The organism is Rhodococcus sp. AB351, assembly GCF_049538275.1.
Taxonomy (GTDB): domain Bacteria; phylum Actinomycetota; class Actinomycetes; order Mycobacteriales; family Mycobacteriaceae; genus Rhodococcus.
The window spans coordinates 346891-371163 of record NZ_JBMVFW010000001.1 but is presented as its reverse complement, the minus strand read 5'-3'; the positions used below and the strand labels follow the sequence as shown (position 1 = coordinate 371163).

The following is a 24273-nucleotide window of genomic DNA, read 5'->3' as shown; positions in this document are numbered from 1 at the left end:
CGGCGTCAGCCCTCGACGACCACACGGAACTCGTCGAGGGAGCTGTCGGTCGCGTCGGGCACGTTCATGCCGGCATCCACACCGCTGTGGAGGTAGTCGACGACCGCGCGGTCGAGCCGCTCACCCGGTACGACCGCGGGGATACCCGGCGGGTAGGGCGTGAGCTGTTCCGCCGCGATGCGGCCGACGGCGCGGTCGGCGGAGACCATCTCGGTCCTGCCGAAGAACGCGTCGCGCGGAGACATCACCGATTCGAGCTGCAGTTCGTCCGGACTCGGCAGGTCGATCCGGGGCGGCGGATCGAAGGACTCCGCCGCCCGGGACAGGGCTTCGAGCGCTGAGACGAGCCGATCGGCGGTGTCCTCGTCGTCGGACATGGACATCGTGGCGAGGATCCTGCGGTGATCGGTCATGCCGACGTCGAGACGACAGTTCTCCCGCAGCCAGTCGGCGCACTGGTATCCGGAGACGCCGAGTTCGTCGAGGTCCATGAGCACCTGGAGGCGGTCGAGATCGTGCGAGGCCTCGTCGCCGAGCAGCCGGTCGTCGAGGACGGAGATCCCGTCGATCCTCTCGATGCGTTCGCGCGTGGTCCGGGCGAGGTCGAGCGCTCTGCCGAGCAGTTCGGTCCCGTGCTCGACCATCTGCCGCCGCCATCCGTCGATCGCCGAGTAGATCAACACGTTCGGGCTGGTGGTCATGAGCAGGTCGGCGCAGTTCGACAGATGGGAGGCGTCGACCAGGTCTCCCTGCACGTGGTACACCGAGCCCTGCTCGAAACCGGCACCCATCTTGTGGACACTCACCACGCAGACATCGGCCCCGGCATCCATCGCCCAGGTCGGCAGGTCGTCGTGGAAGGGCAGGTGCGCGCCCCATGCCTCGTCGACGATGAGCGGCTTTCCGCGTTCGTGGCAGACGTCCGCGATGCCCGCGATGTCGGCGCACGTCCCGTACGGGCTGGGGCTGACGATCAGTGCACCGGCCGCATCGGGGTACTTGTCCCACATTTCTCGGACCTGCTGTGGTGACGGTGGATGGGAGAAGTGCATCTCCTCGTCCCACTGCGGGGTGACGCCACTGAAGATCAGGCCGGCGACGATCGACTTGTGCGAGTCGCGTCCGAGCAGCAGGCCGCCGGGATCGTTGCCGGCGACGGCCATCATCGCGGCCTTGACCGACAGGGAGCTTCCGCAGGTCGAGAAGAAGGCCTGCTCGGCTCCGACCGCCTCGGCCATGAGTTCTTCTGATCTGCTCAGATATCCGTTGCGCGTCAGACGGTCGTCGAGGCCACCGGAGGCGAGGACGTCCGCACGGAACGAGTCCCGCCCGAGCACTTCCGCGACGCGTTCGTCCACGCCGCGGCCCTGCCGGTGTCCCGGCGGGGAGAAGCCGTAGCGGTCGAGCCGGCGGTATTCCTCGAGAGCGCTGAGCAACGGGGTTTCCGACTGGTCCATGCCTGTCGGTTACCCGGGCTTCCGGTCTGCAATCAGCTCGATCGGTGCGTCCCGTTCTTCGACGGGTCGGGGTGGTTCGAGAACCACAGGCTCTCCTCGGTGAGGCGGCAGCTCTTCCAGCCCTCGGAGGTCCGCACGACCTCGTGGTGGTAGTTGCCCCCGCAATAGGTCAGGCCGTCGACGCCGGGGAGTTGCATGGGGTTGTAGAACATCGCCCGCACCGTCGCCCGGTCACCGTCGAGGTCGACCTCGACGTTGGTGACGAAGTGCTGCGACATCGGCAGGTACGACAACGCCTTCTGCAGCTGCGCGAGCACTTCGTCCCTCGGTCCGGGCCGGTATCCCACGGAGCTGTAGTCGAGATGGGCGTCCTCGGTGAAGACCGATTCCATCTTCTTCCAGTCCTTGGTGTCCACCGCCGTCGCATAGCGGTAGAGGAGTTCGGTGATGGCGTACTTGTCGCACAGCTCGTCGGGCGTCATGAGGCTCCTTCGACTTCGTCCGGAATTTCATTCTTTCAGAAGAGAACCCCCTTTCCAAGACCTTTGTTCTGAGGCATGATCCGTATATGGGACAACTTGACTCTCTTCACGATCTGAGCGGGAAAACTGCTGTCGTCACAGGTGGTTCACGCGGCATCGGCCGCGCCATCGCCCAGATCCTCGCCGAACACGGCGCCGACGTCGTCGTCGCCTCCCGCAAGCTCGACGCGTGCGAACTCGCCGCGAAGGAAATCGAGGCATCGACCGGCAGCAAGGTGCTGCCCGTCGCCTGCCATGTCGGACAGTGGGACGACTGCAATGCGCTCGTCGACACGACCCTCGACCATTTCGGGCGCCTCGACATCCTCGTCAACAACGCCGGAATGTCGCCGCTCTACCAGGATCTCGAATCCATCACCGAAGAGCTGTACGACAAGACCTTCGGCGTGAACCTCAAGGGACCGTTCCGGCTCGCGGTCCGCGCCGGCACGTACATGGCGGAGCACGACGGCGGGTCGATCGTCAACATCGGCACCGCCGGGTCGCTCACGGCGAGCGTGCGCGAACTCCCCTACGCATGCGCGAAGGCCGGCCTGAACGCCCTCACGGTGGGCCTGGCGGAGGCCTACGCACCGAAAGTGCGTGTCAATTCGATTCTTCCGGGTCCGTTCCGCACCGACCTGTCGAAGGCCTGGGCGCCGCCGGAAGGCGAGGAGGCGTCCTTCGTGCCGTTGCGTCGCATGGGCCGGCCGGAGGAGGTCGCGCCGCTCGCACTCCATCTGACCAGCGACGCGTCGAGTTTCACCACCGGTGCGATCATCCGCGTCGACGGTGGTGTCACCCGTAAGGTCTGAGACATACGTGTGGGGCCGGCTCCGGGATTCGGAGGCGGCCCCACACGTTTCCGCGTTGTCCATCGGCTACCGGAATCACCATGCGCTACAACAATTGTCGCGGCGGATAACGAGAACGGTAGCGAATGCCCCGTGCGCTAGCGGATGTTGTCCTTCATCTCGTCGAGATTCATCAGGACCGGCCATCCGCTGACGCTGAGGGCGTTGCCGTGGCCCGTCTGGTGGATGTCGAAAACCGACTGGATCGCGGCGTAGAAACCCTGCACGTCGAGGGTCTGGTTGACGGCCCGCTTGGCCTGCCGCAGTCCGAAGGGATGCATCTTCGCGATCTGCTCGGCGAGCGTGCGTACTTCGGAGTCGAGATCGGCGCGGGGCACGACGCGGTTCACCATGCCCGTCTGCTCCGCCTCCTCCGCGGTGACCGGCCTGCCGGTGAACAGGATCTCCTTGGCCTTGCGCGGGCCGAGTTCCCAGGTGTGCCCGTGATATTCGACGCCGCCGATACCCATGAGGACCACGGGATCGGAGAACGACGCGTCGTCGGCCGCGACGATGAGATCGCACGGCCAGCACAGCAGGAGACCACCGGAGATGCACCGGCCCTGCACCGCGGCGATGGACGGCTTCGGGATGTTGCGCCACCGCAGCGAATACTCGAGATAACGCCGGGACTCGTTGCGGTAGATCATCTCGAGGGTGATCTTGTCGGGGACCGGTTCCCCGCTGCGGAGATCGTGCCCGGCCGAGAAGTGCTTACCCTCGGCGCGGAGCACGATCACGGAGACCTCGGGATCGTCGCCGGCGCGGGTCCAAGCGGAGTCCAGTTCGTCCAGGAGGGCGCCGTTCTGCGCGTTGGCGACCTCCGGCCGGTTCAGCGTGATCGTTGCGATCCTGTCCGCGACCTCATAGAGGATGTAGTCCTCAGCCACGGGGCAACCCCAGGACGCGTTCGGCGATGATGTTTCTCTGGATCTCCGACGTGCCACCCGCGATGGTGCCGGCGAAGCTCCGGACGAACCTCTCGAACCAGCTCGACGAGAAGTTGTCGAGATTCCACGGCACATACGCTGATGTCGTCGCCGGATGGACGAGACCGTCCTGGCCGGACGCGTCGAGGGCGTGTTCGGCGGCGATCTGCACCGCCTCGGATCCGAGGAGCTTGAGTACCGACAGGGCGGGAACGTCCTGCGCTCCGCGGGATTCGCGGACGAGGGCGGCCGAGCCGAGCAGCTTCAGTGCCTGGTGGTCCATCACGAGTGTGGCGTAGCGGTCGCGGTCGAGCGCCGTGCGGGGGCGGAAGTCCTCGACGAAATCCTGCAGCCGGTCGGCGAAACTGAGCCACAGCAGGGTGCGTTCGTGCCCGAGCGATCCGTTCGCGACCGACCAGCCGCCGTTCAGCTCGCCGATGAGGTTTTCGGCGGGCACACGCACGTCGGTGAAGAACACCTCGTTGAAGTCGCGGTCGTCGCCGTCGGCGACCGACGGGAACGGTCTGCGGACGACGCCGGGCAGATCGGTGGGGATGAGCAGGACGCTGATTCCCTTGTGCTTCGGCGCATCCGGATCGGTACGGACGAAGGTCAGCAGCACGTCGGCGTCGTGGGCACCGGAGGTCCACACCTTCTGGCCGTTGACGACGAAGTGGTCGCCGTCGCGCACCGCCCGGGTGCGCAGGGAGGCGAGGTCGGATCCCGCGCCGGGCTCGCTCATCCCGAGGGCCGCGGTGATCTCCGCTCGGAGGATGGGCACCGCCCAGCGTTGCTTCTGTTCGTCCGTACCGAACGACAGCAGCGAGGCCGCGATGATCCCGAGCCCTTGCGGGTTGAAGCTGTGGTAGATCCGCCGCTTCGACAGTTCCTCGAGGTGGACGTACTGCTGCAGGATCGTCGCGTTGCGGCCACCGAACTCGGGTGGATTGCCGGGCAGCAGCCAGCCGTGGTCGAACTGGACCCGTTGCCAGCGGCGTGCCCATTCGGGGACGTCGGCGCTCGACCGGGCGCGGACGGTGGCCTCGGACGGATCGGGCAGGTGCTCGTCGAGAAAGGCCACGAACTCGGCGCGGAACTCCTCGACGTCGGAATCAAACGAGAGTTGCACGGTACTCCTCGGCGATCAGTGCGCGGTGCTCCGCGGCGGATCCGAGCATGTGCTCCCCCGCCCGGGCACGCTTGAGCGCGAACTGCAGGTCGTTCTCCCAGGTGAAGCCCATGGCGCCGAACAACTGCAGACCACTGCGGAAGACCGTCGACTGGCATTCTCCCGCAGCGGCTTTGGCCATGGAGGCGGCGAGGCGACGGCGCGGGTCGTCCTCCGCGATCGTCAGTGCCGCGAAATATGCGAGGGCGCCGGCACGTTCGACGGCGACGTGCATGTCGGCGGCGCGATGCTTGACGGCCTGGAACGACCCGATCGGCACACCGAACTGCTGCCGGTTGCGCACGTGGTCGAGTGCGAGATCCAGGATGCGGCGGCAGGCACCGACCATGGTGACGGCGAGTCCGGCGAGGGCGACGTGCCGTGCCTTCTCCACGTCGACGTCGGTGTCCGGGTCCGCTTCGGCCCGCACGTCGTCGAAGACGATGTCGGCCAGGTGCAGGACCGGGTCGAAGGCGGAGGTACGGCGGGCCGACACCTGATCGGCCCGAACGGTGAACACACCTGCCTCGGTGACGACGGCGATGTCGTCGGCACGGTCGCCGTCGAGCACGCGGTGCGCGGTGCCGCGGAGCAGCCAGCCGTCCGCGTCGCGTACGGCGGAGACACCTTCGTAGACGGCGGCGCCCGCACGATCCGGCTGCGTCCGGCCGGCGACGAGCGGGGCGAACTGGGTGGTGGTGGCGAGGAAGGGGGTGGGGTCGGTTGCCCGGCCGAGTTCCTCCAGGACGATCGCGAGCTCCACTGCGGCCTCGGACTCGACCAGTTCCGTCCATCCCAGGCCCACATAGGTCTTCCACAACGGGGCCGGATCGGCACCGTTGTCGACGACGGTGCGGACGAGTGTCGACGGGCATTCCTTCGCCGTCACTTCCCGGACGGTCTTCTGCCACAACTGCTGATCGGAGTCGAACTCGAAAAGCATTCCGACTTGCCTCCTTCCTGGCACTGAGCCTGGTATCGCGATGAGAATAACATTCTCTTTTCGAGATAGTAATAGTCTCGAATCAGTGCGGGAAACGGAAGGACAGTCCCGCAATGCGTCCCTACTCTCCGGTACAGTGCTCCTATGTCCACTCCACGCGACACAGGGCGATCCGGGCAGTGACGGGCGCCAGCGAAGAACCGGCCTGGAAGCAACGCGCAGTCGAGCGCTCCATCCGGACCGCCAAACTGCGCGCCGAGCAGCGCGTACAGCGCTTCCTCGACGCAGCACAGGCGATCATCACGGAAAAGGGCAGCACCGACTTCACGGTCCAGGAGGTCGTCGACCGTTCGAAGCAGTCGCTTCGCAGCTTCTACCTGCAGTTCGACGGTAAGCACGAGCTGTTGCTCGCGCTCTTCGAAGATGCTCTGAGCCGCTCTGCCGATCAGATCCGTGCGGCTGCCGCCGGCGAGAAGGCCCCTCTCGACCAGTTGCGCGTCGCGGTGGAACTGCTGTTCGAGTCGTCCCGGCCCGACCCGACGGCCCAGCGACCGCTGTTCACCGATTTCGCGCCGCAGCTGCTTCTCACCCACCCCGCCGAGGTGAAGGTCGCGCACGCACCGATGCTCGCGCTGTTCACGGAGTTGATGGAGAAGGTCGACGCCGAGGGCAGCCTCCGCGAGGGACTGAACCCGAAGCGGATGGCCGCCATGACGATGCAGACCGTGATGTTCATCGCTCAGTCGAGCGGAGGCGACGACAGCACGACCCGGCCCATCACGGCCGACGAGGTCTGGAACTTCTGCTCGCAGGGTTTCGCTGCCCACTGACGAGAACATCATTCTCAAATCGGAGTAGTTCACTTACACTCGGCTCGTGACCGAGTTGTGGAACGACCTCCTCGCCTGTCTCGATCTGCGCTCGTCTTTCGGGGACGAGGAGCGCCCCGAGCCGGTGGTGTTCGAGGGCAGCAATCAGCACCTCGAATACCACCGGCTCTTCGGAGGCCAGTTGCTCGGTCAGTTCGTGCGTGCCGCCGAGCTGACCTGCCCGGAGAAGAGCATCAAATCCCTGCACACCGTCTTCGCCCGTGAAGGACGCGCCGACGAGCCCGTCCGCTACGAGATCACCCGCCTGCACGAGGGCCGGACCTTCGCCACGTTGACGGCGGTCGCGCGCCAGTCGAAGGGCGTCCTCGCCACGGCATCGGTGTCCATGCACGCCGGCGAGGACGGCCCCGAGGTGCAGACCGTGCCGTCCGTACCCCAGGTGTTCGACGAGAGCACACGCACCCCGTTCTCGTTGATCCCGTGGGAGACCCGCACGACGACCGACCTCGAGGATCGCGGAGTCTCCGCACCCGAGTTCGAGATGTGGATGCGCACCCCCGAGGTCGACGAGGCGTATGCGCCGGCGCTCGCCGCCTACGCCACCGACCTCAACCTCATCGGTACCGCGCTTCTTGCCGTCGACGGCTTCGACCACACCGGCAACGGAACGGCGTTCACGTCTGCGGTCACCTCGCACAATCTGTGGTTCCACCGCCCGTTCCGCAGCGACGACTGGTTGCTTCTGCGACAGCACAGTCCCCTCGTCGCCCACGGACGGTGCTTCGGCCGCGGCGACCTGCTCACCGAGAAGGGTTCCCTCGTCGCCTCTTTCGCCCAGGAAGCCCTGCTACGTCTGCCCTGACGGTTCTTCCCACGAACACCGATCGAGATCGAGGTGTCATGCAACGACAGTCCGCCCCCGACAATGCCGTCGTCGAGACTCCGACACCCCGCCCTCTGCGCGTGGTGCAGTGGGCGACCGGAACGATCGGCGCCCGCGCGCTGCGCGCGGTGATCGACCATCCCTCCGTCGAACTCGTCGGCGTGTACGTGCACAGCGACGACAAGGCCGGTCGCGACGCGGGCGAGTTGTGCGGACGCGACCCGGTCGGCATACACGCCACGAACGACGCCGACGAGATCATCGATCTCGGGGCCGACTGCGTGCTGTACATGCCGCTGCTGTTCGACCTCGACGAAGTGTGCCGAATCCTCGCCTCCGGCACGAACATCGTCACCACCCGGGGAGAGTTCCACCGCCCGGCAGGTATGGATCCGGTGGTGCGTGAAGCCGTGGAGGCCGCGTGTGCACTCGGCGGTACGTCGATCCACAGCACCGGCAGCAGTCCCGGTTTCGTCACGGAGGCCGTGCCGCTCGTGCTGACCTCCATCCAGCGGAGGATGGACCACCTCGCCATCGACGAGTACGCCGACCTCTCCCAGCGGAACTCCCCCGGAATCCTGTTCGACGTCATGGGATTCGGTGGTGATGCAGGAGAATTCGCCGACGTCCGGCTCGCCCACGTGGAATCCAACTTCGGACCGTCGCTGGCCGCCCTGGCCGACGCGCTCGGCCTGACCCTCGACGCCATCCGGACCACGGGCGAACTCGCGACGGCACGTTCCACGGTCACCATCGCCGCCGGCACGATCGAAGCGGGAACGGTCGCCGCGCAACGCATCACGGTGTCGGGCATTCGCGACGGCCGCGAGCTGATGCGGTTCCGCCCCACCTGGTACTGCACCGATCAGCTCGACGCCGATTGGGACCTGCACGCGACCGGCTGGCACATCACCGTCGACGGCGACGCGCCCCTCGACATCGATATGCGTTTCCCCATCCCCCTCGAGCGGATGAGCGAGATCTCGCCGTCCTACACCGCCAACCGCGCGGTGAATTCGATCGCGGCGGTGTGCGCGGCGCGGCCGGGTATCCGGACGACGGTCGAACTTCCGCTCGTCGTCCCGGTTCTGGCCTGAGTCGACGAACGTTGACGCGGTGAAACGGGGTAGGCACCGGTTACAGCGGTGGCAAACCCCGTTTCACCGCGCGAACCTCACGACTGTGCGGATACGGCCGCTCCGTCGACGAGTCGTGCGGCCGCCGAGTACGGATCGTCGCGACCCTCTGCGACGGCCTCCGCCAGCGCCTCCAACTCCGCGTGGTTGCGCAGGAGAGTGTGTGCCAGCGACAGGATCTGACTGCGGGCCCGCGCCGTGCGGCGTTCTGCGGTGTCGGCCCGCTGGTGCGCCTCGATCGCGTCGACGAGGTCGTCGACACCCTGGCCGGTCGCGGCGACGAGCTTGAGGATCGGGACCTTCACGTCGCCGCGGAGGTCGCGCACCGTCTGATCCGCACCGTCGCGGTCGGCCTTGTTGACGACGACGAGATCGGCGACCTCGAGCAATCCGGCCTTGGCGGCCTGGACGGCGTCTCCCCCACCCGGATTGAGGATGACGACGGTGGGTTCGGCGACCGAGGCGATCTCGATCTCCGATTGACCCACGCCCACGGATTCGAGCAGGATCACGTCGTAACCCAAAGCTGCCAGCAATCGGATCGACGCAGGGACGGCGGCCGCGAGTCCGCCGAGATGTCCGCGGGAGGCCACCGACCGGACGAACACACCCGAGTCGCCGACGTGCGCGGCCATGCGGATGCGGTCGCCGAGCAGCGCACCGCCGCTGTAGGGGGACGACGGGTCGACGGCCAGCACCGCGATCCGCAGTCCCCGTTCGCGGTAGGCGGTGGTGAGCGCCCCGACGGTGGTGGACTTGCCGGCCCCGGGTGGGCCGGTGAATCCGACGACCCGTGCGCGGGCGGGTTCGAGCAGCTCGAGTACCTCGTCCCGGCGCGGTCCTTCGACGAGGGTCAGCAATCGACCCGCGGCACGCGGGGAGCCCCCGCGTGCCGCGTCGATCAGTTCACCGATGTTCACGGCGTATCCCGGTTCACGGTGCCGGCACCTCGATCACGACGGCCGAGCCCATGCCACCACCCGCGCACATCGACGCGACACCGATGCCACCGCCGCGGCGGCGCAGTTCGTAGGTGAGGGTGACGAGCATGCGGGCGCCGGTCGCGGCGACCGGATGGCCGAGGGAGCAGCCGCTGCCGTTGACGTTGACTTTCTCGGGGTCGATCTCGAGCAGCTTGATGCACGCGACGCACTGCGCGGCGAACGCTTCGTTGATCTCGAAGAGGTCGACGTCGCCGATGGACAGACCGGCGCGCTGGAGTGCCTTCGGGATCGCCTCGACCGGCGCGAGTCCGGTGATCGCGGGGTCGACACCCACCGACGCCCACGACAGCACCGTGCCGAGCGCGGGCAGACCCAGATCACTGCTCGCGATGGCCAGCGCGGCCGCCGCATCGTTGCCGCCGCAGGCGTTGCCGGCGGTGATGCTGAAGCCCTCGATCTCCGGGTGCAGCACCTTCAGGGACGCGAGCTTCTCGAGGCTCGTCTCCCGGCGCGGGTGTTCGTCGGTGTCGAACAGGCCGTGCGGGGTGTCGATCGGGACGATCTCCTCCTTGAAGCGGCCCTCGTCGATGGCGCGGATCGCGACCTGGTGCGAGCGCAGCGCCCAGGCGTCCATTTCCTCGCGGCTGATACCGGCCTTCACCGCGGCGTTCCAGCCGACGGTGATGGACATGTCGCGGTTGGGGGCCTCGGGGCTGTCGGGGTGGCTGGGCGACATCCACGGCACCCACTCCTCGCCCTTCCGGATGAGCGATCGAGGCGAGGTCGACGCGGAGTTGACGCCACCGGCGATCACGATGCGGTCCATGCCGGAGCGGATACTCGCCGCGGCGGACTGCACGGTCGACAGGCTCGCTGCGCAGTGCCGGTTCTGTGCGAGACCGGGCACATGGGTCAGGCCGGCGGTGAGGGCTGCGTGCCGGGCGATCACGCCGCCGCCGTACAGGCCCTCGCCGAGGATCACGTCGTCGATCAGGTTCTTGTCGAGGTCCTCGGTGGTCGCGGTGACGATGCGCTCCGCGAGGGCGAACGCGTCGGTGTCGCGGAGCGTGCCCTTGACGGCGGTGCCGACCGGGGTGCGCAGGGCGGAAACGATCACGGCATCAGGCATGGGTGGCCTCCAGTTCGGCGAGAAGGGTGCGACGCAAGAGTTTTCCGGTCTCGGTCTTGGGCAGTTCGTCCCGGAAGACGATGTTGTCGGGGGTCTTCGAGGAACGCAGACGTTCCTTGACCCACTGTCGGATCTCGTCCGGATCGCCGTCGCCGACGAGGACCGCGACGATGCGTTGTCCCCATTCGGTATCCGACACGCCGATGACGGCGGCCTCGGTGATGCCCGGATGGGCGAGCAGGACGTCCTCGATCTCGGCGGGGGCGATGTTCTCGCCACCGCGGATGATCGTGTCGTCGGAACGGCCCTCGACATACAGATATCCGTCGGTGTCGAGCCGGCCGAGATCGCGGGTGGAGAACCATCCCTCGGCGTCGAGGACGCTGCGGTTGCCGTATTCGCCCGAGATCTGTTCGCCGCGGACGAAGATCAGGCCGGTCTCGCCGGCCGGGACGGGTTCGCCCTCCTCGGAACGGATCTCGATCTCGATGCCGGGGAGCGGGCGACCCACCGAACCGAGGCGGTCGCGGACGGCCGGATCGGTGGAGTCGAAGGCGGTGCGGTGGTCGTCGGGTCCGAGAACCGCGACGGACGACGCGGTTTCGGTGAGACCGTAGGCGTTGACGAAGCCGGTGTCGGGGAAGGCGCGCAGCGCATGCTCGAGGACCGGGCGCGGCGTGCGCGACCCGCCGTAGGCGAGACTCGCCAGCGTGGGGGTGTCGGCCGTGTCGTCGCCGAGGGCGGTCACGATGCGGGCGAGCATGGTCGGGACGAGCATCGCGTGGGTGACGCGTTCGCACCGGACCGTCTCGAGCCAGACCTGCGGGTCGAAGGCCGGCAGGTACACCACGCGGCGGCCGGTGTAGAAGTTCGACAGCAGGTTGGTCAGGCCGGCGATGTGGTACGGCGGGACCGAGACGAGCGATGCGTCGGTCTCGGCGGCCGATCCGAACTCCATGGTGTTGAGCACGTAGGCGAGCAGGTGCCGGTGCCGCAGGATCGCGGGCTTCGGATCCGAGGTGGTGCCGCTGGTGTAGATGATCGCGGCGACCGTGTCGCCGTCCCACTGAGGTTCGAGTGGCGGTTCGGGGTCGCCTGTGGCGTAGGAGTCGTCGACGAGGGCGTCGAGGTCGTCCTGCTCGAGTACGAGCGCACCGGGGTGCTTGGCCTTCAGCGCACCGAGTTGTTGTTCGCCGAGCCGGTAGTTGAGCGGCACGAAAGGAACCCCGGCCAGTGCCGAACCGAACAGCGCCACCGGATACGCGAGGTGGTTGGACCCCAGGTAGAGCACCGCCGGATGATTCCGGAACTGCGCGGCGGCACGACGTGCGAGGGCGTCGAGACCGGCAGCGGTGAGGGTCCGGTTCCCGACGGTCGCAACTGCTCGCTCGCCGGTGCTTGCGGCCATTTCTAGAATCATGCTTAGGTTCATGAGAACATTATTCTCACAGACAGAGAGCTTTACTTTCAAGAGCTCGAATCTCGAAGGAGGCAGCATGCAGGTAGCAGGAAGCTCCGCGATCGTCGTCGGCGGCACGGGTGGCCTCGGGCAGGCCACCGTCCGGCGTCTCCACGAGGCGGGTGCGAAGGTCGTCGTCGCCGACGTCAACGACGAGAAGGGCAAGGAACTCGAGCAGGAACTCGGTGTGCGGTACGTGCGCACCGACGCCGGCAGCGAAGAATCCGTCTCGGCCGCCATCGCGGAAGCGGACTCGCTCGCGCCGCTGCGCATCTCCGTCGACTGCCACGGTGGCCCGGCCGGTGGCGGACGCCTCGTCGGCAAGGACGGCAGCGCCATGCCGCTCGAGAACTTCACCAAGACCATCGAGTCGTACCTGACGTCGTCGTTCAACGTCATGCGCCTGGCCGCCGCCGCCATCGCCAAGCAGGACCCCTTCGACGACGAGGGCTCCCGCGGCGTCATCGTGAACACCGCGTCCATCGCCGGTTACGAAGGCCAGATCGGGCAGCTCCCCTACGCGGCCGCGAAGGGCGGCGTCATCGGCATGACGCTGGTCGCCGCACGCGACCTGTCGCCGCTCGGCATCCGCGTCAACACCATCGCGCCGGGCACGATCCTCACCCCCGCCTACGGCAAGGCCGGCGACCAGCTCGAGGCCTACTGGGGCCCGCAGATCCCGCATCCCAAGCGCATGGGCCGCCCCGCCGAGTACGCGACGCTCGTCGCGTCCATCGTCGAGAACGACTACCTCAACGGCGAGGTCATCCGCCTCGACGGTGCACTGAGGTTCCCGCCGAAGTGACCCCCCTCGCAGGGAAGGTCGCGTTCGTCGCCGGTGCCAGTCGTGGCATCGGCGCGGCGATCGCCGTCGCTCTCGCCGAGGCGGGAGCCTCTGTGGCGGTCGCGGCACGCTCCGAGCAGGAGGGCAAGCTGCCCGGCACCATCGGCTCGGTCGCCGAGCGGATCACCGACGCCGGAGGCCGGGCCCTACCGGTGCCGTGCGACGTCACCGACGAACAGTCCGTCGACTCCGCGATCGCCGCGACGGTCGCCGAGTTCGGCGGGCTCGACATCCTCGTCGCGAACGCCGGGGTGCTGTGGATGGGGCCGATCGAGACGACCCCGGCGAAACGCTGGCAGTTGTGCCTCGACGTCAACCTCACCGGCGTATTCACCGTGACCAAGGCAGCGATCCCGCATCTGCGCGAGCGCGGCGGCGGGTCGATGATCGCGGTGACCACCAGCGGTGTGACGATGACCGACCGCGGCTCGAACGCCTACTGGGTGTCCAAGGCCGCGGTGGAACGCCTCTACGTCGGGCTCGCGGCCGACCTGCGGCAGGACAACATCGCGGTCAACTGCCTCGCGCCCTCACGGGTCGTCCTCACCGAGGGCTGGACCGCCGGCGGTGGCGGACGGGAGATCCCGCCCGAGATGGTGGAACCACCGGAGACGATGGGCGCCGCCGCGGTGCTGCTCGCGCAGCAGGACGCGAACGGGATCTCCGGCACCGTGCAGCGTTCGGAGAGCCTCGTGTCCGCGCGGAGATGAGGTTCCCGCACGAAGGGAGGCCCGGCACCGGGCCTCCCTTCGTGTTTCCGGGTGCGAATCCGCTTCGACGGTGACGGTTCAGCGGTCCGAGCGCGCGACGAGCCGTCCGGTCACCTCGTTGCGACGGAGGCGTTCCAATCCTTCGCCGATCTCCTCGAAGCCGATCTCGGTGTATGCGGGTTCGATCTCCCGTTTCACGAACAGGTCGTACACCTCCTCGATGTCCTCGACGGTCCCACCGAGGGAACCCACGAGCGTCCTGCCGAGGAGCGTCGGCGTCTTCACCGTGAACGTCGGCAGGCCCAGACCGACCTGCACCACGGTGCCGCCCCGGGCGACGGCGTCGATCGCCTTCTGTGTGGTGTCGAAGCCGGCGTAGTCGACCACGAGGTCGAATCCCCGGCCCGCCCATTCGGCCGCGTCCCGCACGACGTCCGTCGCGCCGGCCTGCCGGGCGAGATCCCATGCCGATTCCTTCGTCTCGGCCACGTGCACCTCCGCACCGGTCAGCACGGCCGCACGGGTTCCGATCTGCCCCAGACCGCCGTAGCCGATCACGCCGACCTTCATCCCCGCCGACGCACCACCGACCTTGATGATGGCGTGGTACGAGGTCATTCCCGCATCCGTCGCGAGGGCGGCCAGCGACAGATCCAGCCCTTCGGGCACCCGGGCGAGATCGCGGGCATCGGCGACCAGTTTGTCGGCGAACCCACCGTGGGAGAACATGCCGAGCGGCGGACGCACGCCCGACGAGCAGACGCCGACGACGTCACCGATGCTCCAGCCCTCGACCCCGTCGCCCAGTGCGCTGATGACGCCGGCGTTCTCGTGTCCCTGCGTCATGGGCAGGAACGGCATCGTCGCCTCTCCGACCTCCATGTACATCAGGTCGCTGTGACACAGTCCGGCCGCCGCGACGTCGATCACCACCTCGCCCGGGCCGGGTTCCGGTTCCGGAACCTCGTTCAACGAGATCGGTCGCCCGCCTCCTTCGAACTGCCATGCCCTCATATCCGCACCGTCCTCATGCTCTGCTTCTTCGATCGCACCCCTTGCAGGTCGACACCTGTGACATTACTGTTCTCGCTAACCGGAACGGCATTCTTGAAACAGAGATCGTGAAAATGTGCACAGGGAACATGGATCGAGTCGCGGTGCAGTTCCGAGCCGACTGCAGGACAACAGAATCGCCGACGATCGGAGAACGTCATGAAGGTGGAAGTCGATCCTCACCGCTGCCAGGGACACACACTGTGCGCCATGGCCGCGCCCACGCTCTTCGAACTGAGCGACATCGACGGGCACGCCACAGCGGTCGACACCGAGGTACCCGCCGAACTCGCCGAGTCCGCCCGCGAGGCCCATCGCAGTTGCCCCGAACAGGCGATCTCCGTCCTGTGACCACACCCGACCCCACCATCCACCGGACCTACGAGAGGGCGACACCGTGAGCATCGACGAGGCCTCGGTCGACACCGACCACCGCACCCCCGTCTACCAGTTCGACAGGCACGCACCGGATTACCGCGACCGTTTCTCGGAGATCACCACGGAGATGCACTCGAAGTGCCCCGTGGCCTGGTCCGATACCCACGGAGGTCACTGGGTCGCCGCCGGCAGTGAGGCGGTGTTCACCCTCGCACGCTCGGCGAACATCTCCAACGATCACGACATCAAGGGAGTACGGCGGGGTTACAAGGGGATCATGATCCCCACCGCCGTCCGGGCATCCGGTGTGCGCGGCGGGATCCTCGAGATGGACGACCCCGAACATCGGGAGTTCCGTGCGGTACTCAATCCGTATCTGTCCCCCGCCGCCGTGAAGAAGTGGGTTCCCCTCATCGACGAGGTGATCCGCGCATGCCTCGACGAAAAGATCGAGACCGGCAGCATCGATTTCATCGACGACCTGGTGAACATCGTTCCCGCCGTCATCACGCTCGCGATGCTCGGTATCCCGGTCGCCAAGTGGAACGTCTACTGCGAACCGGTCCACGCCGCGATGTACACATCACCGGACTCACCCGACGTCCACCGCGTCGCGGAACTGCACCGCGTCATGGGAATGGACCTTCTCGCCAGCCTGCACGAGATCAGGGAGAATCCCCGCCCCGGCATGGTCGACGCCGTCGCCCGGGCCACCATCGACGGAGAGACGCCCGACGACCTCGAACTGCTCGGCGTGCTGAGCCTGCTCATCGGCGGCGGTTTCGATACGACGACCGCCCTGACGTCGCACGCCCTCGAATGGCTGTCGCAGAATCCCGACCAGCGCGAGATCCTCAGCGACCAGCGCGACACGCTGCTGGATTCCGCCACCGAGGAATTCCTGCGCTTCTTCTGTCCCTCGGCCGGCGACGGCCGCACCTTCTCCGCCGACACCGAGCTCGACGGCGTCGAGTTCAAGGAGGGGGAACGCATCTGGCTCTCGTGGGCGATGGCGAACCGCGATCCCGAATTGTTCACGGATCCGAACGAGATCGACCTCGAACGCAAGGGCAACCGGCACTTCAGCTTCGGACTCGGAGTGCACCGCTGCATCGGATCCAACCTGGCACGCACGATGTTCAAGCGGATGCTCGTCGCAGTGCTCGACCGCATGCCCGACTTCCGGTGCGATCCGGACGGCACGGTCCACTACGACTCCATCGGAGTCATCCAGGGCATGCGGCAGCTTCCGGCCACCTTCACGCCCGGTCCGCGGCTCGGCGACGGACTCGACGAGACCCTCGCCCGGATCCAGAAAATCGTCGACGAGCAGGGAATCGCAGCGCCGGTGACGGCACAGAAGTAACCGGCACCGGCCGCGGAAAGGGATCCTCATGAAGACCGAAGACATGGTGATGATCAGCATCGACGACCACGTCGTCGAACCCGCGGACATCTTCGAGAAGCACTTCTCCAAGAGCCTGATGGACCAGGCTCCCAAACTCACCGCCCATCCACGCAATCCGAGGGTGCAGGCCTGGCAGTTCCAGGGCACCGTCGTCGGCAGCTCCGGCCTCAACGCCGTCGTCTCCTGGCCCAAGCACGAATGGGGCATGGACCCCACCGGCTACGCCGAGATGCGACCCGCCGTGTACGACATGGACCTGCGCGTGCGCGACATGGACGCCAACGGCACCCTCGCCGCGACCCTGTTCGCCACCTTCCCCGGCTTCGCCGGCACCCACCTGGCGAGCCTGCCCGACAAGAAACTCTCCCTCGCCGCACTGAAAGCGTTCAACGACTGGGTCGTCGGCGAGGTCCCGGACGCCCACCCGGGCCGGTTCATCCCCATCGGCATCATCCCGTTCTACGATGCCGAAGAATCGGTGAAGGAGATCGAGCGCATCGCCGCCATGGGATGCCGGTCGATCAGCATCCCGGAGACGCCCTACGGCGTCGGCGAGGGTTATCCCGACTTCAAGTCCGGGCACTGGGATCCGATCTTCAAGGCATGCGTCGAGCACAACATCGTGCTGTCCCTGCACATCGGCGGCGGCATCAACCTCGTCAAGCGCCCGGCCGGTTTCAACATCGACGACATGATGATCCTCACGCCGCTCATCTCCACCATCGCGGCGACCGACATCATGCTCAGCGGCGCCTTCCAGAAGTTCCCCGATCTGAAGGTCGCGATGAGCGAGGGCGGGGTCGGATGGGTCGCCCCGTGGCTCGACCGCCTCGACCGGCACATCGTCAACCAGTCCTGGACCGGCACCAGCTTCCTGCCGGCCGGGATGAGCCCGACGGACGTGTGGCGCAAGAACTTCCTCGCCTGCTACATCACCGAGCCGAGCGGACTGAACAACCGTCACAGGCTCGGCGTCGACACCATCGCGTGGGAATGCGACTACCCCCACTCCGACTCCACCTGGCCTCGATCGCCGGAGACTCTGAAGAGCGAGTTGGATGCCGCACGGTGCACGGACGAGGAGGTCGACAAGATCACCTTCGCGAACGCCGCAAAGTTCTTCGACTGGGATCCCTTCGAGCACATCCCTCGCGAGGAGGCCACCGTCGGCGCCCTGCGCGCCCGCGCCGGCGACGTCGACATCAGCGAGACCTCGAAAGAGGAGTACCGCCGCCGCTACGAGCTCACCCACTCCTGAGCCGCCCGGAACACCACCACCGACCCGCTTCGACCGACAAGGAAAACCCATGACAGACACTCCCCAGCTGGCCGGCAAGGTCGCCATCGTCACCGGCGCCGGTGGCGGGATCGGCCGGGCCTACTCCCGCGGCCTCGCCGAGGCCGGAGCGGCAGTCGTCCTCGCGGACGTCAACCTCGCATCCGCTCAGGCCGCGGCGGACGAACTCGCGGCGGACGGTCATCGTGTCCTGGCCGTCGGAGTCGACGTCAGCGACGAGGTCAGCACCACCGAGATGGCCGCGACCGCGGCCGAGCACTTCGGATCGGTCGACATCCTGGTCAACAATGCGGGACTGATGGCCGAGGTCGTCGGCGAGGGATCCCTCACGACGATGGAACTCGACCTGTGGAACCGCACCCTCGCCGTCAACCTGACCGGCCCCCTCCTGTGCACCCGTGCCGTGGTGCCGTACATGAAGGAGCGCGGCTACGGGAAGATCGTGAACCAGTCGTCGAGCGGCGCGTTCATGGCCGCGCAGGCCTACGGCATCACCAAGCTCGGTCTCGTGAGCATGACGGTCTCGTTGTCACGCGAGTTGGCGCCGTTCGGTATCCGCGTGAACGCGATCGCGCCCGGGATGGTCAACACCGAGGCCGGTTCGATCGCGTCGCCGCCCGAGCTCAAGGAGATGGTCAAGCACGCCATCCCGTTCCCGTTCGGTGAGCCTGAGGAACTGATCCCCGGCCTGCTGTATCTCGTGTCGTCCGGCAGCGACTGGGTCACCGGCCATACCCTCAACATCGACGGCGGCTGGGTCGTCCGGGTCTGAAATTCCAGTACACCAACCCTTCTCACAGACAGGACCACGCATGAAGCACTACTTGCTCGTCGAGTCGTACCCGTCGCATCCCGAGCGGCTGGAAGAGTTCAACACGTGGTACGACGAGGTGCACATTCCCGAAGTGGTAGCCCTCGACGGATTCGTCGGTGCCACACGACTGTCCCCCGCCGACGCGGACGGCGGCCCGTCGGTCACCTTGTACGAACTCGAGGGTGATCCCGCGGCGGCCAAGGCCAACGTCCACGCCGCGGCAGCGGCGAAGCAGCTGAACATGTCGGACTCGCTCAGCTACGGCCCGATCCCGAAGATGCGGATCATGGACGTGAGGTCGGAGTACGTCAAGCCCCGTTCGTGAACGGAGCACGGAAGTCGTAGGGCCGCTGCCGGGATCCGGCAGCGGCCCTACGAACGTTCCAGGGAGAGCGGATTTTCCAGGGCGGCACACTGTTCGCCGAAGAATCCGCGCGCGACCCCCGTGCGAGATGCCACCGAATCGAAGCCGTGGAACGCCCCGTCTACGATGTGCAGAGTGCACGGGACACCCGCGGCCCGTAGCCGTTCCGCGTACGCGCGGTCCTCGTCGAGGAACAGATCGTGCGTGCCCACCCCGATCCAGGCCGGCGGTAGACCCGACAGATCGGTGCGACGCGCCGGCGCCGCGTCCTCCGGATCGGCCGAACCCAGGTAACTCGTCCAGCCGAACCGGTTGCTGAAGGCATCCCACATCCGAGTGTGCGCGGGACCGGCGCCGGTGCGGTCGTCCAGCATCGGATAGGCCAGCAGTTGGAAGGCCGGTGCCGGCAGTTCCCTGTCCCGGAGCAGAAGTGCCAGTGCCGCAGCCAGACCCGCCCCGGCGCTCGCACCTCCGATCGCGATATGCGCCGGATCGACCTCCGGCCGGCTCCGCAACCACTCGTAGGCGCGCAGACAGTCCTCGAGCGGTGTCGGATAGGGATGTTCGGGTGCCAATCGGTAGTCGACCGAGGCGACGGCGATACCGAGACGGTCGGCGAACCGCCGGCACAGCGCGTCGTCCTGAGCGGCCCGACCGAAGACGTACCCGCCACCGTGGATCCACAACAGGGCCGCACCGGGTTCGGTGCCTGCGCGGTCCGGAGCACCGAACCAGCGGACCGACACTCCCGGTTCGAAGACGTACACGTCCGGGTCGGTGCCCCGGATCGCGCGGGTGAGCATGCGCATCACCGGCAACGATCGCGGGGTCACCGCACGACGTGGGGCGAGCAGCGCCACGGTCCGCAGATCGGGATGGAAGCTCGACAGCGAACGCAACCGTCCGATCACGCGGTCTCTCCGATCACGATTTTCCTGCGGTCATCCTCGCGATGTTCGCACGGAAGTCGTCGCTCTGGAAGGTCATCTCCTCCGCGCTCATCGCGTAGTCGAGGCTCGCGAGCACCGCCCGTTCGAGGTGGATGTTCAGCAGACGCTTGGTGGCCTCCACGGCCTTCTGCGGTTGCTCCACGAGGCGCTTGGCGCACGCGAGTGCCTCGGCGAGCGGATCGGCCACCACGTGGTTCGCCAGTCCGAGTTCGCGAGCCCGCTCGGCGGGGATCCGCTCCCCGAAGAAGGCGAACTCCTTCGCATGCAACAGGCTGATCTGCAACGGCCAGGTCAGCGGACCGCCGTCGGCCGCGACCAGCCCGACCTGCACGTGGGGATCGGCGAGATAGGTGCCCTCTCCCATGTAGACGACGTCGCTGAGGGCGACCAGGCTGCACCCGAGTCCCACCGCCGGGCCGTTGACCGCGGCGACCACCGGCACACGGCAGCGGGCCATGCCCAGGACGATCTCGCGTCCGTCGGCGATGGTCTTCGCCCGCAGTTCGGCGTCCTGCCCCAGTTCGGCGAGATAGTCGAGATCCCCGCCGGCGGAGAACGCCTTACCGGCACCGGTGAGCACCACGGCACGGACCTCGCGGTCGGCGCTCAATTGCGGCCACAGCCGGGCCAGTCCCGCGTGCAGCGGGTCGTTGACCGCGTTGTACTTCGACGGCCGGTCGAGTGTGACGATCCGCAGCGGCCCCTCGGCGCGGACCTCGATCTCGTCGGGCATGCCGTACATGTCAGACCCCCAATCCGAGGATGCGCGAAGCGATGATGTTCTTCTGGATCTGCGACGTGCCGCCCATGACGGACTGGGCGCGGCTGTACATGTACGAGCCGAGGAGTTCCTCGTCGCGGCTGCCCGCGACCGCCAGAGCCGCGTGCCCGACCGACTGGTCCACCCACGTCATGAGGAGCTTGTCGAGCGACCCCTCGGAGCCGTGCGAGACACCGTCGAGCTGCTCGGACAGTCGCCGCCGCACGTGCAGACGCAGCATCTCCGATTGCACCGCCGCCCAGGCCAGATCCTGCGGGGGCGGACCGTCGACGCGCTTGGCGAGCTGACGCACGAGTTTGCCGTAGCGAGCGGCGAATCCGAGGGTGGACGGTTCGCGCTCGTGGCCGACGACGGTCATCGCGACCCGCCAGCCTTCCCCGGGCGCTCCGACCATGCGGCTTGCCGGCACGCGGGCGCCGTCGAACAGCACCTGGCCGAACTCCTTGGTGACGCCGCTGATCATCTTCAGCGGTCGCTGCTCGATGCCGTCCTGGTGCATCGAGACGATGAACGCCGAGATACCGCGGTGCCGCGGCGCATCCGGATCGGTGCGGGCGAGCAGCAGGCACCAGTCGGCGACGTCGGAGTAACTCGTCCAGACCTTGTGGCCGTGGATGACGTACTCGTCGCCGTCGCGGGTCGCGGTGGTGGTGAGCGACGCGAGGTCGGAACCGGCACCGGGCTCGCTGAATCCCTGGCACCACCGTTCGGTGCCGTCGATCATGCCGGGCAGGAACCGTTCGCACAGTTCGTCACTGGCATGGTGGCCGAGGCCGACCACCAGATATCCCAGACTCGGGCGCGGCGGGCAACCGGCGACGGCGAGTTCCTCGTCGAGGATCACGTCGAAGACGGGCGGAAGATCCTGCCCGCCGTACTTCTTCGGCCACGACAGCCCGAAGAACCCCGCGCTGTAGAGCGCCTGATGCCATTCACCCTGCCGAGCCCAGTACTCGTCACCCGAGGTGGGGAACTTTCCGGCCTGATCGGCGAGCCAGGTCCGCAGCCGGGCGCGGAATGCGGCTTCTTCCGGCGAGTCACGAAAGTCCAAGGTCGATCTCCTCCAGGCTCACGGGGAACAGTTCGGTGGACGTCAGGGCCCGCCGCAGGTACACGTGCTCGATGCACTCCCAGGTGTTGCCGATCCCGCCGTGCACCTGGACGGCGGTCTCGCAGACGGTGCGCGCGGCGCGCGCGGTGTAGATCTCGGCGATGCGCGCGGCGCGGATCGCTTCCTCGGGCGTCAGTTCGTCGACGGCCCATGCCGCGTGCCGCAGCACGCTGATCGAGCCTTCGATGAGGGCTTCGCTCTCGGCCAGCATGTGCGCGACCGCCTGGTACGACCCGATCGTGTTTCCGTACTGCTCACGGATCTTCGCGTAGTCGACGGCCACCGCCTGCGCACCTCGCGACACACCGACGAGGTCGGCGCACGTGACGACGAGCGCGAGAGCATATGCGCGGTCGGCGTTCTCGGCGGAGAGTTCACCGAGTGTCTCGTCCGGTTCGGCGAACGTGGCGAACGAACGGGTCAGGTCCGCGCCGGGGGCCGGTTCACCGACGGCCGCGGTCGACACCGTCCGGTCCCGGAGGACGAGGACGCGATCGAGGCCGTGCGCGTCGAAGGCGTCGGCACCAACGGCGATGGCGCGCGTCGGCTGGTCGTCGGAGAAGTGCCGGTGCAGGTCGTCGGCGAGCACCGGACCGAAGAACGGCACGTCGACGAGCCCTCGCCCGAATTCCTCTGCCACGATGGCGACTTCGACTCCCGACGCACCGTCGGAGCGCAGGGAGCGCCAGCCCGTCGAGGCGACGGTCTTCTCCAGCCGTGCCCGGCGCGCCGCGTCGTCCAGATCCGACACCGAGCGGGCACCCAGATCGTCGGCCAGTTTGGCGGCGGCGTCGCGCAACTGCTGTTGTTCAATGGTCAGACGTACGTCCATGGCGCTCCTCGAGTTGTCGGCGCAAGACCTTGCCGGACGGCAGGCGGGGAATGTCGGGCACGAAGATCACGCGTCGCGGTCGCTTGTACGACGCGAGTCGTTCGGCCACATAGGTGGAGATGTCGTCGGGATCGAGGGTCGCGGTGGTGGCGATCGCCGCGACGACCGTCTCCCCCGCCGCACCGTCCTTCGTTCCGAAGACGGCGCAGTCGGCGATGTCGGGGTGGCCGTGCAGGACCGCTTCGACCTCGGCGGGGGCGACCTGGAAGCCGTTGACCTTGATCATGTCCTTGGCGCGGTCGGTGATCCGCAACCGGCCGTCGGCGTCGACCCACCCGACGTCGCCGGTGCGGTACCAGCCGTCGCAGAACGCCTCGGCGGTCGCGTCGTCGGGCAGGTATCCGGCCATGGCCGAGGCCGACCGCACCTGGATCTCACCGGTCTCGCCGGCCGGAACCTCGCGGTCGGTCCCGAGCTCGACGACCCGCAGTTCGACGCCGGGCGCGGGTACGCCGACGCTGTCGAGGCGGGCGTCGCCCACCGGATTGCAGGTGATGACGGGGACCTCGCTGGCTCCGTAGGCCGGTAGCCACGTCACGCCGGTGCGCCGGGTGACGGTCTCCGCGACACTCGCGGTGACGGGTGTGGCGCCCCACATGATGTAGCGCAGCGACGACAGATCGAACGATTCGAGATCCGGATGCGAGGCGATCGCGAGGGCGATCGGTGCGACGGCCATCTCGACGGTGATCCGGTCGCGCTCGATGGATTCGAGCATCACGTCGAGGTCGAATCGCCGGTGCAGCCGCATCCACCCGCCGGCATCGAGCACGGTGGCGATGTTGAGCAGACCGAGGATGTGCGAGGGCGGCGTGACGATCTGGAGCCGGTCGTCGGCGGTGAGCCCGAGGACCTGCCGCCAGTGCGCCACGGCCGCGGCGAACGACGAGCGGGTGTGCCGCACGGCCTTCGGCAGGCCCGTCGTACCGGAACTGAAGACGAGCAGGGCATCGGCGTCGGGGTCCACGGGGGCTGCGGTGAAGTCGCCGTGATCGGGTTCGATCGGGTCGTCGAGGTCGAGCATCGGCATCGCGGCGGCGAGGACGGGGGTGTCGCCGATGGCGAAGGCCGGTTCGGTGAGCCGGAGGGCGTGCTCGACCTCGCCGCTCCTCCACGCCGGGCTCAGCAGGACGACGACCGCGCCGAGCCTGTCGATGGCCCGGTAGGCCACGACGAATTCGGGGCGATTGGACGACATGAGTGCCACGCGGTCGCCGGGACCGACGCCGCGATCGGCCAGGACACGAGCGAGTCCGCAGGTGAGCGCCTCGAGTTCCGCGAGGGTGTACTCGCGGTCTTCGAAGGCCAACACGGTGGGCTCTGTCATGGTGCTCTCTCGCGTCGCAGCAATACCTGTCGAGAGGTCTTGCTCTCCTGAATGAGAATAGTACTCTCGTTCTTGCAGAACATTGATACCA

At 67.5% G+C, this 24273-nt stretch carries 25 protein-coding genes; 11 read left to right on the top strand and 14 right to left on the bottom strand.

The features are described from left to right. Positions 1-5: 5 nt before the first annotated feature. Both ACPCXD_RS01875 and ACPCXD_RS01870 read right to left on the bottom strand, forming a co-directional pair. A complete protein-coding gene (locus tag ACPCXD_RS01875; RefSeq protein WP_423658104.1) occupies positions 6-1457 on the bottom strand; it encodes an aminotransferase class I/II-fold pyridoxal phosphate-dependent enzyme in 1452 nt (483 codons plus the stop codon). Positions 1458-1489: 32 nt separating this feature from the next. Continuing rightward, on the bottom strand, positions 1490-1939 hold the full coding sequence (locus ACPCXD_RS01870) for a nuclear transport factor 2 family protein (protein WP_423658103.1): 450 nt from the start codon (positions 1937-1939) through the stop codon (positions 1490-1492). An 86-nt stretch (positions 1940-2025) separates the two neighbouring features. On the opposite strand from ACPCXD_RS01870, the gene ACPCXD_RS01865 reads away from it, so the two are divergent. Then, positions 2026-2793, top strand: coding sequence for an SDR family NAD(P)-dependent oxidoreductase (locus tag ACPCXD_RS01865; protein ID WP_088898350.1), 768 nt, complete (start codon positions 2026-2028; stop codon positions 2791-2793). A 137-nt stretch (positions 2794-2930) separates the two neighbouring features. Here ACPCXD_RS01865 and ACPCXD_RS01860 read toward each other — a convergent pair whose 3' ends face one another. The 3 genes from ACPCXD_RS01860 to ACPCXD_RS01850 are packed head-to-tail and all read right to left on the bottom strand — an operon-like array spanning position 2931 to position 5872. Next, positions 2931-3722 (bottom strand): enoyl-CoA hydratase, encoded by a 792-nt coding sequence (locus tag ACPCXD_RS01860; RefSeq protein WP_088898351.1) that lies wholly within the window; start codon positions 3720-3722, stop codon positions 2931-2933. After that, on the bottom strand, positions 3715-4890 hold the full coding sequence (locus ACPCXD_RS01855; protein WP_423658100.1) for an acyl-CoA dehydrogenase family protein: 1176 nt from the start codon (positions 4888-4890) through the stop codon (positions 3715-3717). The genes ACPCXD_RS01860 and ACPCXD_RS01855 overlap by 8 nt, the downstream gene beginning before the upstream one ends. Then, positions 4874-5872, bottom strand: coding sequence for an acyl-CoA dehydrogenase family protein (locus ACPCXD_RS01850; protein WP_423658098.1), 999 nt, complete (start codon positions 5870-5872; stop codon positions 4874-4876). Before ACPCXD_RS01850 ends, ACPCXD_RS01855 begins: the two co-directional genes overlap by 17 nt. A 179-nt stretch (positions 5873-6051) precedes the next feature. Between ACPCXD_RS01850 and ACPCXD_RS01845 the strand changes: the two genes are divergently transcribed. Genes ACPCXD_RS01845 through ACPCXD_RS01835 form a run of 3 tightly spaced genes read left to right on the top strand, consistent with a single transcriptional unit; the run spans position 6052 to position 8682 of the window. After that, positions 6052-6702, top strand: coding sequence for a TetR/AcrR family transcriptional regulator (locus tag ACPCXD_RS01845; RefSeq protein ID WP_016695480.1), 651 nt, complete (start codon positions 6052-6054; stop codon positions 6700-6702). Between the two features lie 46 nt (positions 6703-6748). Then, positions 6749-7564 carry an acyl-CoA thioesterase gene (locus ACPCXD_RS01840; RefSeq protein ID WP_423658096.1) on the top strand — a complete coding sequence of 272 codons (816 nt, stop codon included), beginning with the start codon at positions 6749-6751 and terminating at the stop codon, positions 7562-7564. A 38-nt stretch (positions 7565-7602) separates the two neighbouring features. Next, positions 7603-8682 carry an NAD(P)H-dependent amine dehydrogenase family protein gene (locus tag ACPCXD_RS01835; RefSeq protein WP_423658094.1) on the top strand — a complete coding sequence of 360 codons (1080 nt, stop codon included), beginning with the start codon at positions 7603-7605 and terminating at the stop codon, positions 8680-8682. Positions 8683-8759: 77 nt separating this feature from the next. On the opposite strand, the gene meaB is transcribed toward ACPCXD_RS01835, so the two are convergent. From meaB to ACPCXD_RS01820, 3 genes are read right to left on the bottom strand one after another with little or no spacing between them, the layout of a single operon-like run. Continuing rightward, positions 8760-9641, bottom strand: coding sequence for a methylmalonyl Co-A mutase-associated GTPase MeaB (gene meaB, locus ACPCXD_RS01830; RefSeq protein ID WP_423658092.1), 882 nt, complete (start codon positions 9639-9641; stop codon positions 8760-8762). 13 nt (positions 9642-9654) lie between these two features. After that, a complete protein-coding gene (locus ACPCXD_RS01825; protein ID WP_085470211.1) occupies positions 9655-10794 on the bottom strand; it encodes a thiolase family protein in 1140 nt (379 codons plus the stop codon). Next, on the bottom strand, positions 10787-12226 hold the full coding sequence (locus tag ACPCXD_RS01820; protein WP_230790431.1) for a class I adenylate-forming enzyme family protein: 1440 nt from the start codon (positions 12224-12226) through the stop codon (positions 10787-10789). The genes ACPCXD_RS01825 and ACPCXD_RS01820 overlap by 8 nt, the downstream gene beginning before the upstream one ends. A 64-nt stretch (positions 12227-12290) precedes the next feature. Between ACPCXD_RS01820 and ACPCXD_RS01815 the strand changes: the two genes are divergently transcribed. Together ACPCXD_RS01815 and ACPCXD_RS01810 are read left to right on the top strand one after the other, a co-directional pair. Continuing rightward, positions 12291-13058, top strand: coding sequence for an SDR family oxidoreductase (locus tag ACPCXD_RS01815; protein WP_059384022.1), 768 nt, complete (start codon positions 12291-12293; stop codon positions 13056-13058). Next, a complete protein-coding gene (locus tag ACPCXD_RS01810; RefSeq protein ID WP_423658089.1) occupies positions 13055-13807 on the top strand; it encodes an SDR family NAD(P)-dependent oxidoreductase in 753 nt (250 codons plus the stop codon). Before ACPCXD_RS01815 ends, ACPCXD_RS01810 begins: the two co-directional genes overlap by 4 nt. 78 nt (positions 13808-13885) lie before the next feature. On the opposite strand, the gene ACPCXD_RS01805 is transcribed toward ACPCXD_RS01810, so the two are convergent. Next, positions 13886-14821, bottom strand: a complete 936-nt coding sequence (locus ACPCXD_RS01805) for a zinc-binding dehydrogenase (protein ID WP_423658087.1) — start codon at positions 14819-14821, stop codon at positions 13886-13888. Positions 14822-15019: 198 nt separating this feature from the next. On the opposite strand from ACPCXD_RS01805, the gene ACPCXD_RS01800 reads away from it, so the two are divergent. Genes ACPCXD_RS01800 through ACPCXD_RS01780 form a run of 5 tightly spaced genes read left to right on the top strand, consistent with a single transcriptional unit; the run spans position 15020 to position 19082 of the window. Then, a complete protein-coding gene (locus ACPCXD_RS01800; RefSeq protein WP_026061764.1) occupies positions 15020-15211 on the top strand; it encodes a ferredoxin in 192 nt (63 codons plus the stop codon). Between the two features lie 46 nt (positions 15212-15257). After that, positions 15258-16604: a cytochrome P450 gene (locus ACPCXD_RS01795; protein ID WP_423658085.1), complete on the top strand. Its 1347-nt coding sequence runs from the start codon at positions 15258-15260 to the stop codon at positions 16602-16604. Between the two features lie 28 nt (positions 16605-16632). Continuing rightward, positions 16633-17904 (top strand): amidohydrolase family protein, encoded by a 1272-nt coding sequence (locus tag ACPCXD_RS01790; protein ID WP_423658083.1) that lies wholly within the window; start codon positions 16633-16635, stop codon positions 17902-17904. 49 nt (positions 17905-17953) lie between these two features. Next, positions 17954-18715 (top strand): SDR family oxidoreductase, encoded by a 762-nt coding sequence (locus ACPCXD_RS01785; RefSeq protein WP_016696160.1) that lies wholly within the window; start codon positions 17954-17956, stop codon positions 18713-18715. 40 nt (positions 18716-18755) lie between these two features. Further along, the gene (locus tag ACPCXD_RS01780) at positions 18756-19082 is read left to right on the top strand and encodes a hypothetical protein (protein ID WP_423658081.1); all 327 of its coding nucleotides are present in this window, start codon (positions 18756-18758) and stop codon (positions 19080-19082) included. A gap of 47 nt (positions 19083-19129) precedes the next feature. On the opposite strand, the gene ACPCXD_RS01775 is transcribed toward ACPCXD_RS01780, so the two are convergent. The 5 genes from ACPCXD_RS01775 to ACPCXD_RS01755 are packed head-to-tail and all read right to left on the bottom strand — an operon-like array spanning position 19130 to position 24182. Beyond that, the gene (locus tag ACPCXD_RS01775; RefSeq protein ID WP_423658079.1) at positions 19130-20032 is read right to left on the bottom strand and encodes an alpha/beta hydrolase; all 903 of its coding nucleotides are present in this window, start codon (positions 20030-20032) and stop codon (positions 19130-19132) included. Positions 20033-20045: 13 nt separating this feature from the next. Then, complete coding sequence (locus ACPCXD_RS01770; protein ID WP_016696163.1) at positions 20046-20813, bottom strand: enoyl-CoA hydratase/isomerase family protein; 768 nt, start codon at positions 20811-20813, stop codon at positions 20046-20048. A 1-nt stretch (position 20814) separates the two neighbouring features. Further along, a complete protein-coding gene (locus tag ACPCXD_RS01765) occupies positions 20815-21903 on the bottom strand; it encodes an acyl-CoA dehydrogenase family protein (protein ID WP_016696164.1) in 1089 nt (362 codons plus the stop codon). Continuing rightward, positions 21890-22795, bottom strand: coding sequence for an acyl-CoA dehydrogenase family protein (locus ACPCXD_RS01760; protein WP_016696165.1), 906 nt, complete (start codon positions 22793-22795; stop codon positions 21890-21892). Before ACPCXD_RS01760 ends, ACPCXD_RS01765 begins: the two co-directional genes overlap by 14 nt. Beyond that, positions 22773-24182, bottom strand: coding sequence for a class I adenylate-forming enzyme family protein (locus tag ACPCXD_RS01755; RefSeq protein WP_423658076.1), 1410 nt, complete (start codon positions 24180-24182; stop codon positions 22773-22775). The genes ACPCXD_RS01760 and ACPCXD_RS01755 overlap by 23 nt, the downstream gene beginning before the upstream one ends. Between the last annotated feature and the right edge of the window lie 91 nt (positions 24183-24273).

Excerpts from the sequence above, each read along its gene's own strand:
- ACPCXD_RS01825 (WP_085470211.1), bottom strand. The coding sequence starts at position 10,794 with ATGCCTGATGCCGTGATCGTTTCCGCCCTGCGCACCCCGGTCGGCACC.
- ACPCXD_RS01760 (WP_016696165.1), bottom strand. The coding sequence starts at position 22,795 with ATGGACGTACGTCTGACCATTGAACAACAGCAGTTGCGCGACGCCGCC.
- ACPCXD_RS01820 (WP_230790431.1), bottom strand. The coding sequence starts at position 12,226 with ATGAACCTAAGCATGATTCTAGAAATGGCCGCAAGCACCGGCGAGCGA.
- ACPCXD_RS01870 (WP_423658103.1), bottom strand. The coding sequence starts at position 1,939 with ATGACGCCCGACGAGCTGTGCGACAAGTACGCCATCACCGAACTCCTC.
- ACPCXD_RS01800 (WP_026061764.1), top strand. The coding sequence starts at position 15,020 with ATGAAGGTGGAAGTCGATCCTCACCGCTGCCAGGGACACACACTGTGC.
- ACPCXD_RS01755 (WP_423658076.1), bottom strand. The coding sequence starts at position 24,182 with ATGACAGAGCCCACCGTGTTGGCCTTCGAAGACCGCGAGTACACCCTC.
- ACPCXD_RS01780 (WP_423658081.1), top strand. The coding sequence starts at position 18,756 with ATGAAGCACTACTTGCTCGTCGAGTCGTACCCGTCGCATCCCGAGCGG.
- ACPCXD_RS01785 (WP_016696160.1), top strand. The coding sequence starts at position 17,954 with ATGACAGACACTCCCCAGCTGGCCGGCAAGGTCGCCATCGTCACCGGC.
- ACPCXD_RS01865 (WP_088898350.1), top strand. The coding sequence starts at position 2,026 with ATGGGACAACTTGACTCTCTTCACGATCTGAGCGGGAAAACTGCTGTC.
- ACPCXD_RS01875 (WP_423658104.1), bottom strand. The coding sequence starts at position 1,457 with ATGGACCAGTCGGAAACCCCGTTGCTCAGCGCTCTCGAGGAATACCGC.
- ACPCXD_RS01850 (WP_423658098.1), bottom strand. The coding sequence starts at position 5,872 with ATGCTTTTCGAGTTCGACTCCGATCAGCAGTTGTGGCAGAAGACCGTC.
- ACPCXD_RS01815 (WP_059384022.1), top strand. The coding sequence starts at position 12,291 with ATGCAGGTAGCAGGAAGCTCCGCGATCGTCGTCGGCGGCACGGGTGGC.
- ACPCXD_RS01790 (WP_423658083.1), top strand. The coding sequence starts at position 16,633 with ATGAAGACCGAAGACATGGTGATGATCAGCATCGACGACCACGTCGTC.
- ACPCXD_RS01835 (WP_423658094.1), top strand. The coding sequence starts at position 7,603 with ATGCAACGACAGTCCGCCCCCGACAATGCCGTCGTCGAGACTCCGACA.
- ACPCXD_RS01770 (WP_016696163.1), bottom strand. The coding sequence starts at position 20,813 with ATGTACGGCATGCCCGACGAGATCGAGGTCCGCGCCGAGGGGCCGCTG.
- ACPCXD_RS01805 (WP_423658087.1), bottom strand. The coding sequence starts at position 14,821 with ATGAGGGCATGGCAGTTCGAAGGAGGCGGGCGACCGATCTCGTTGAAC.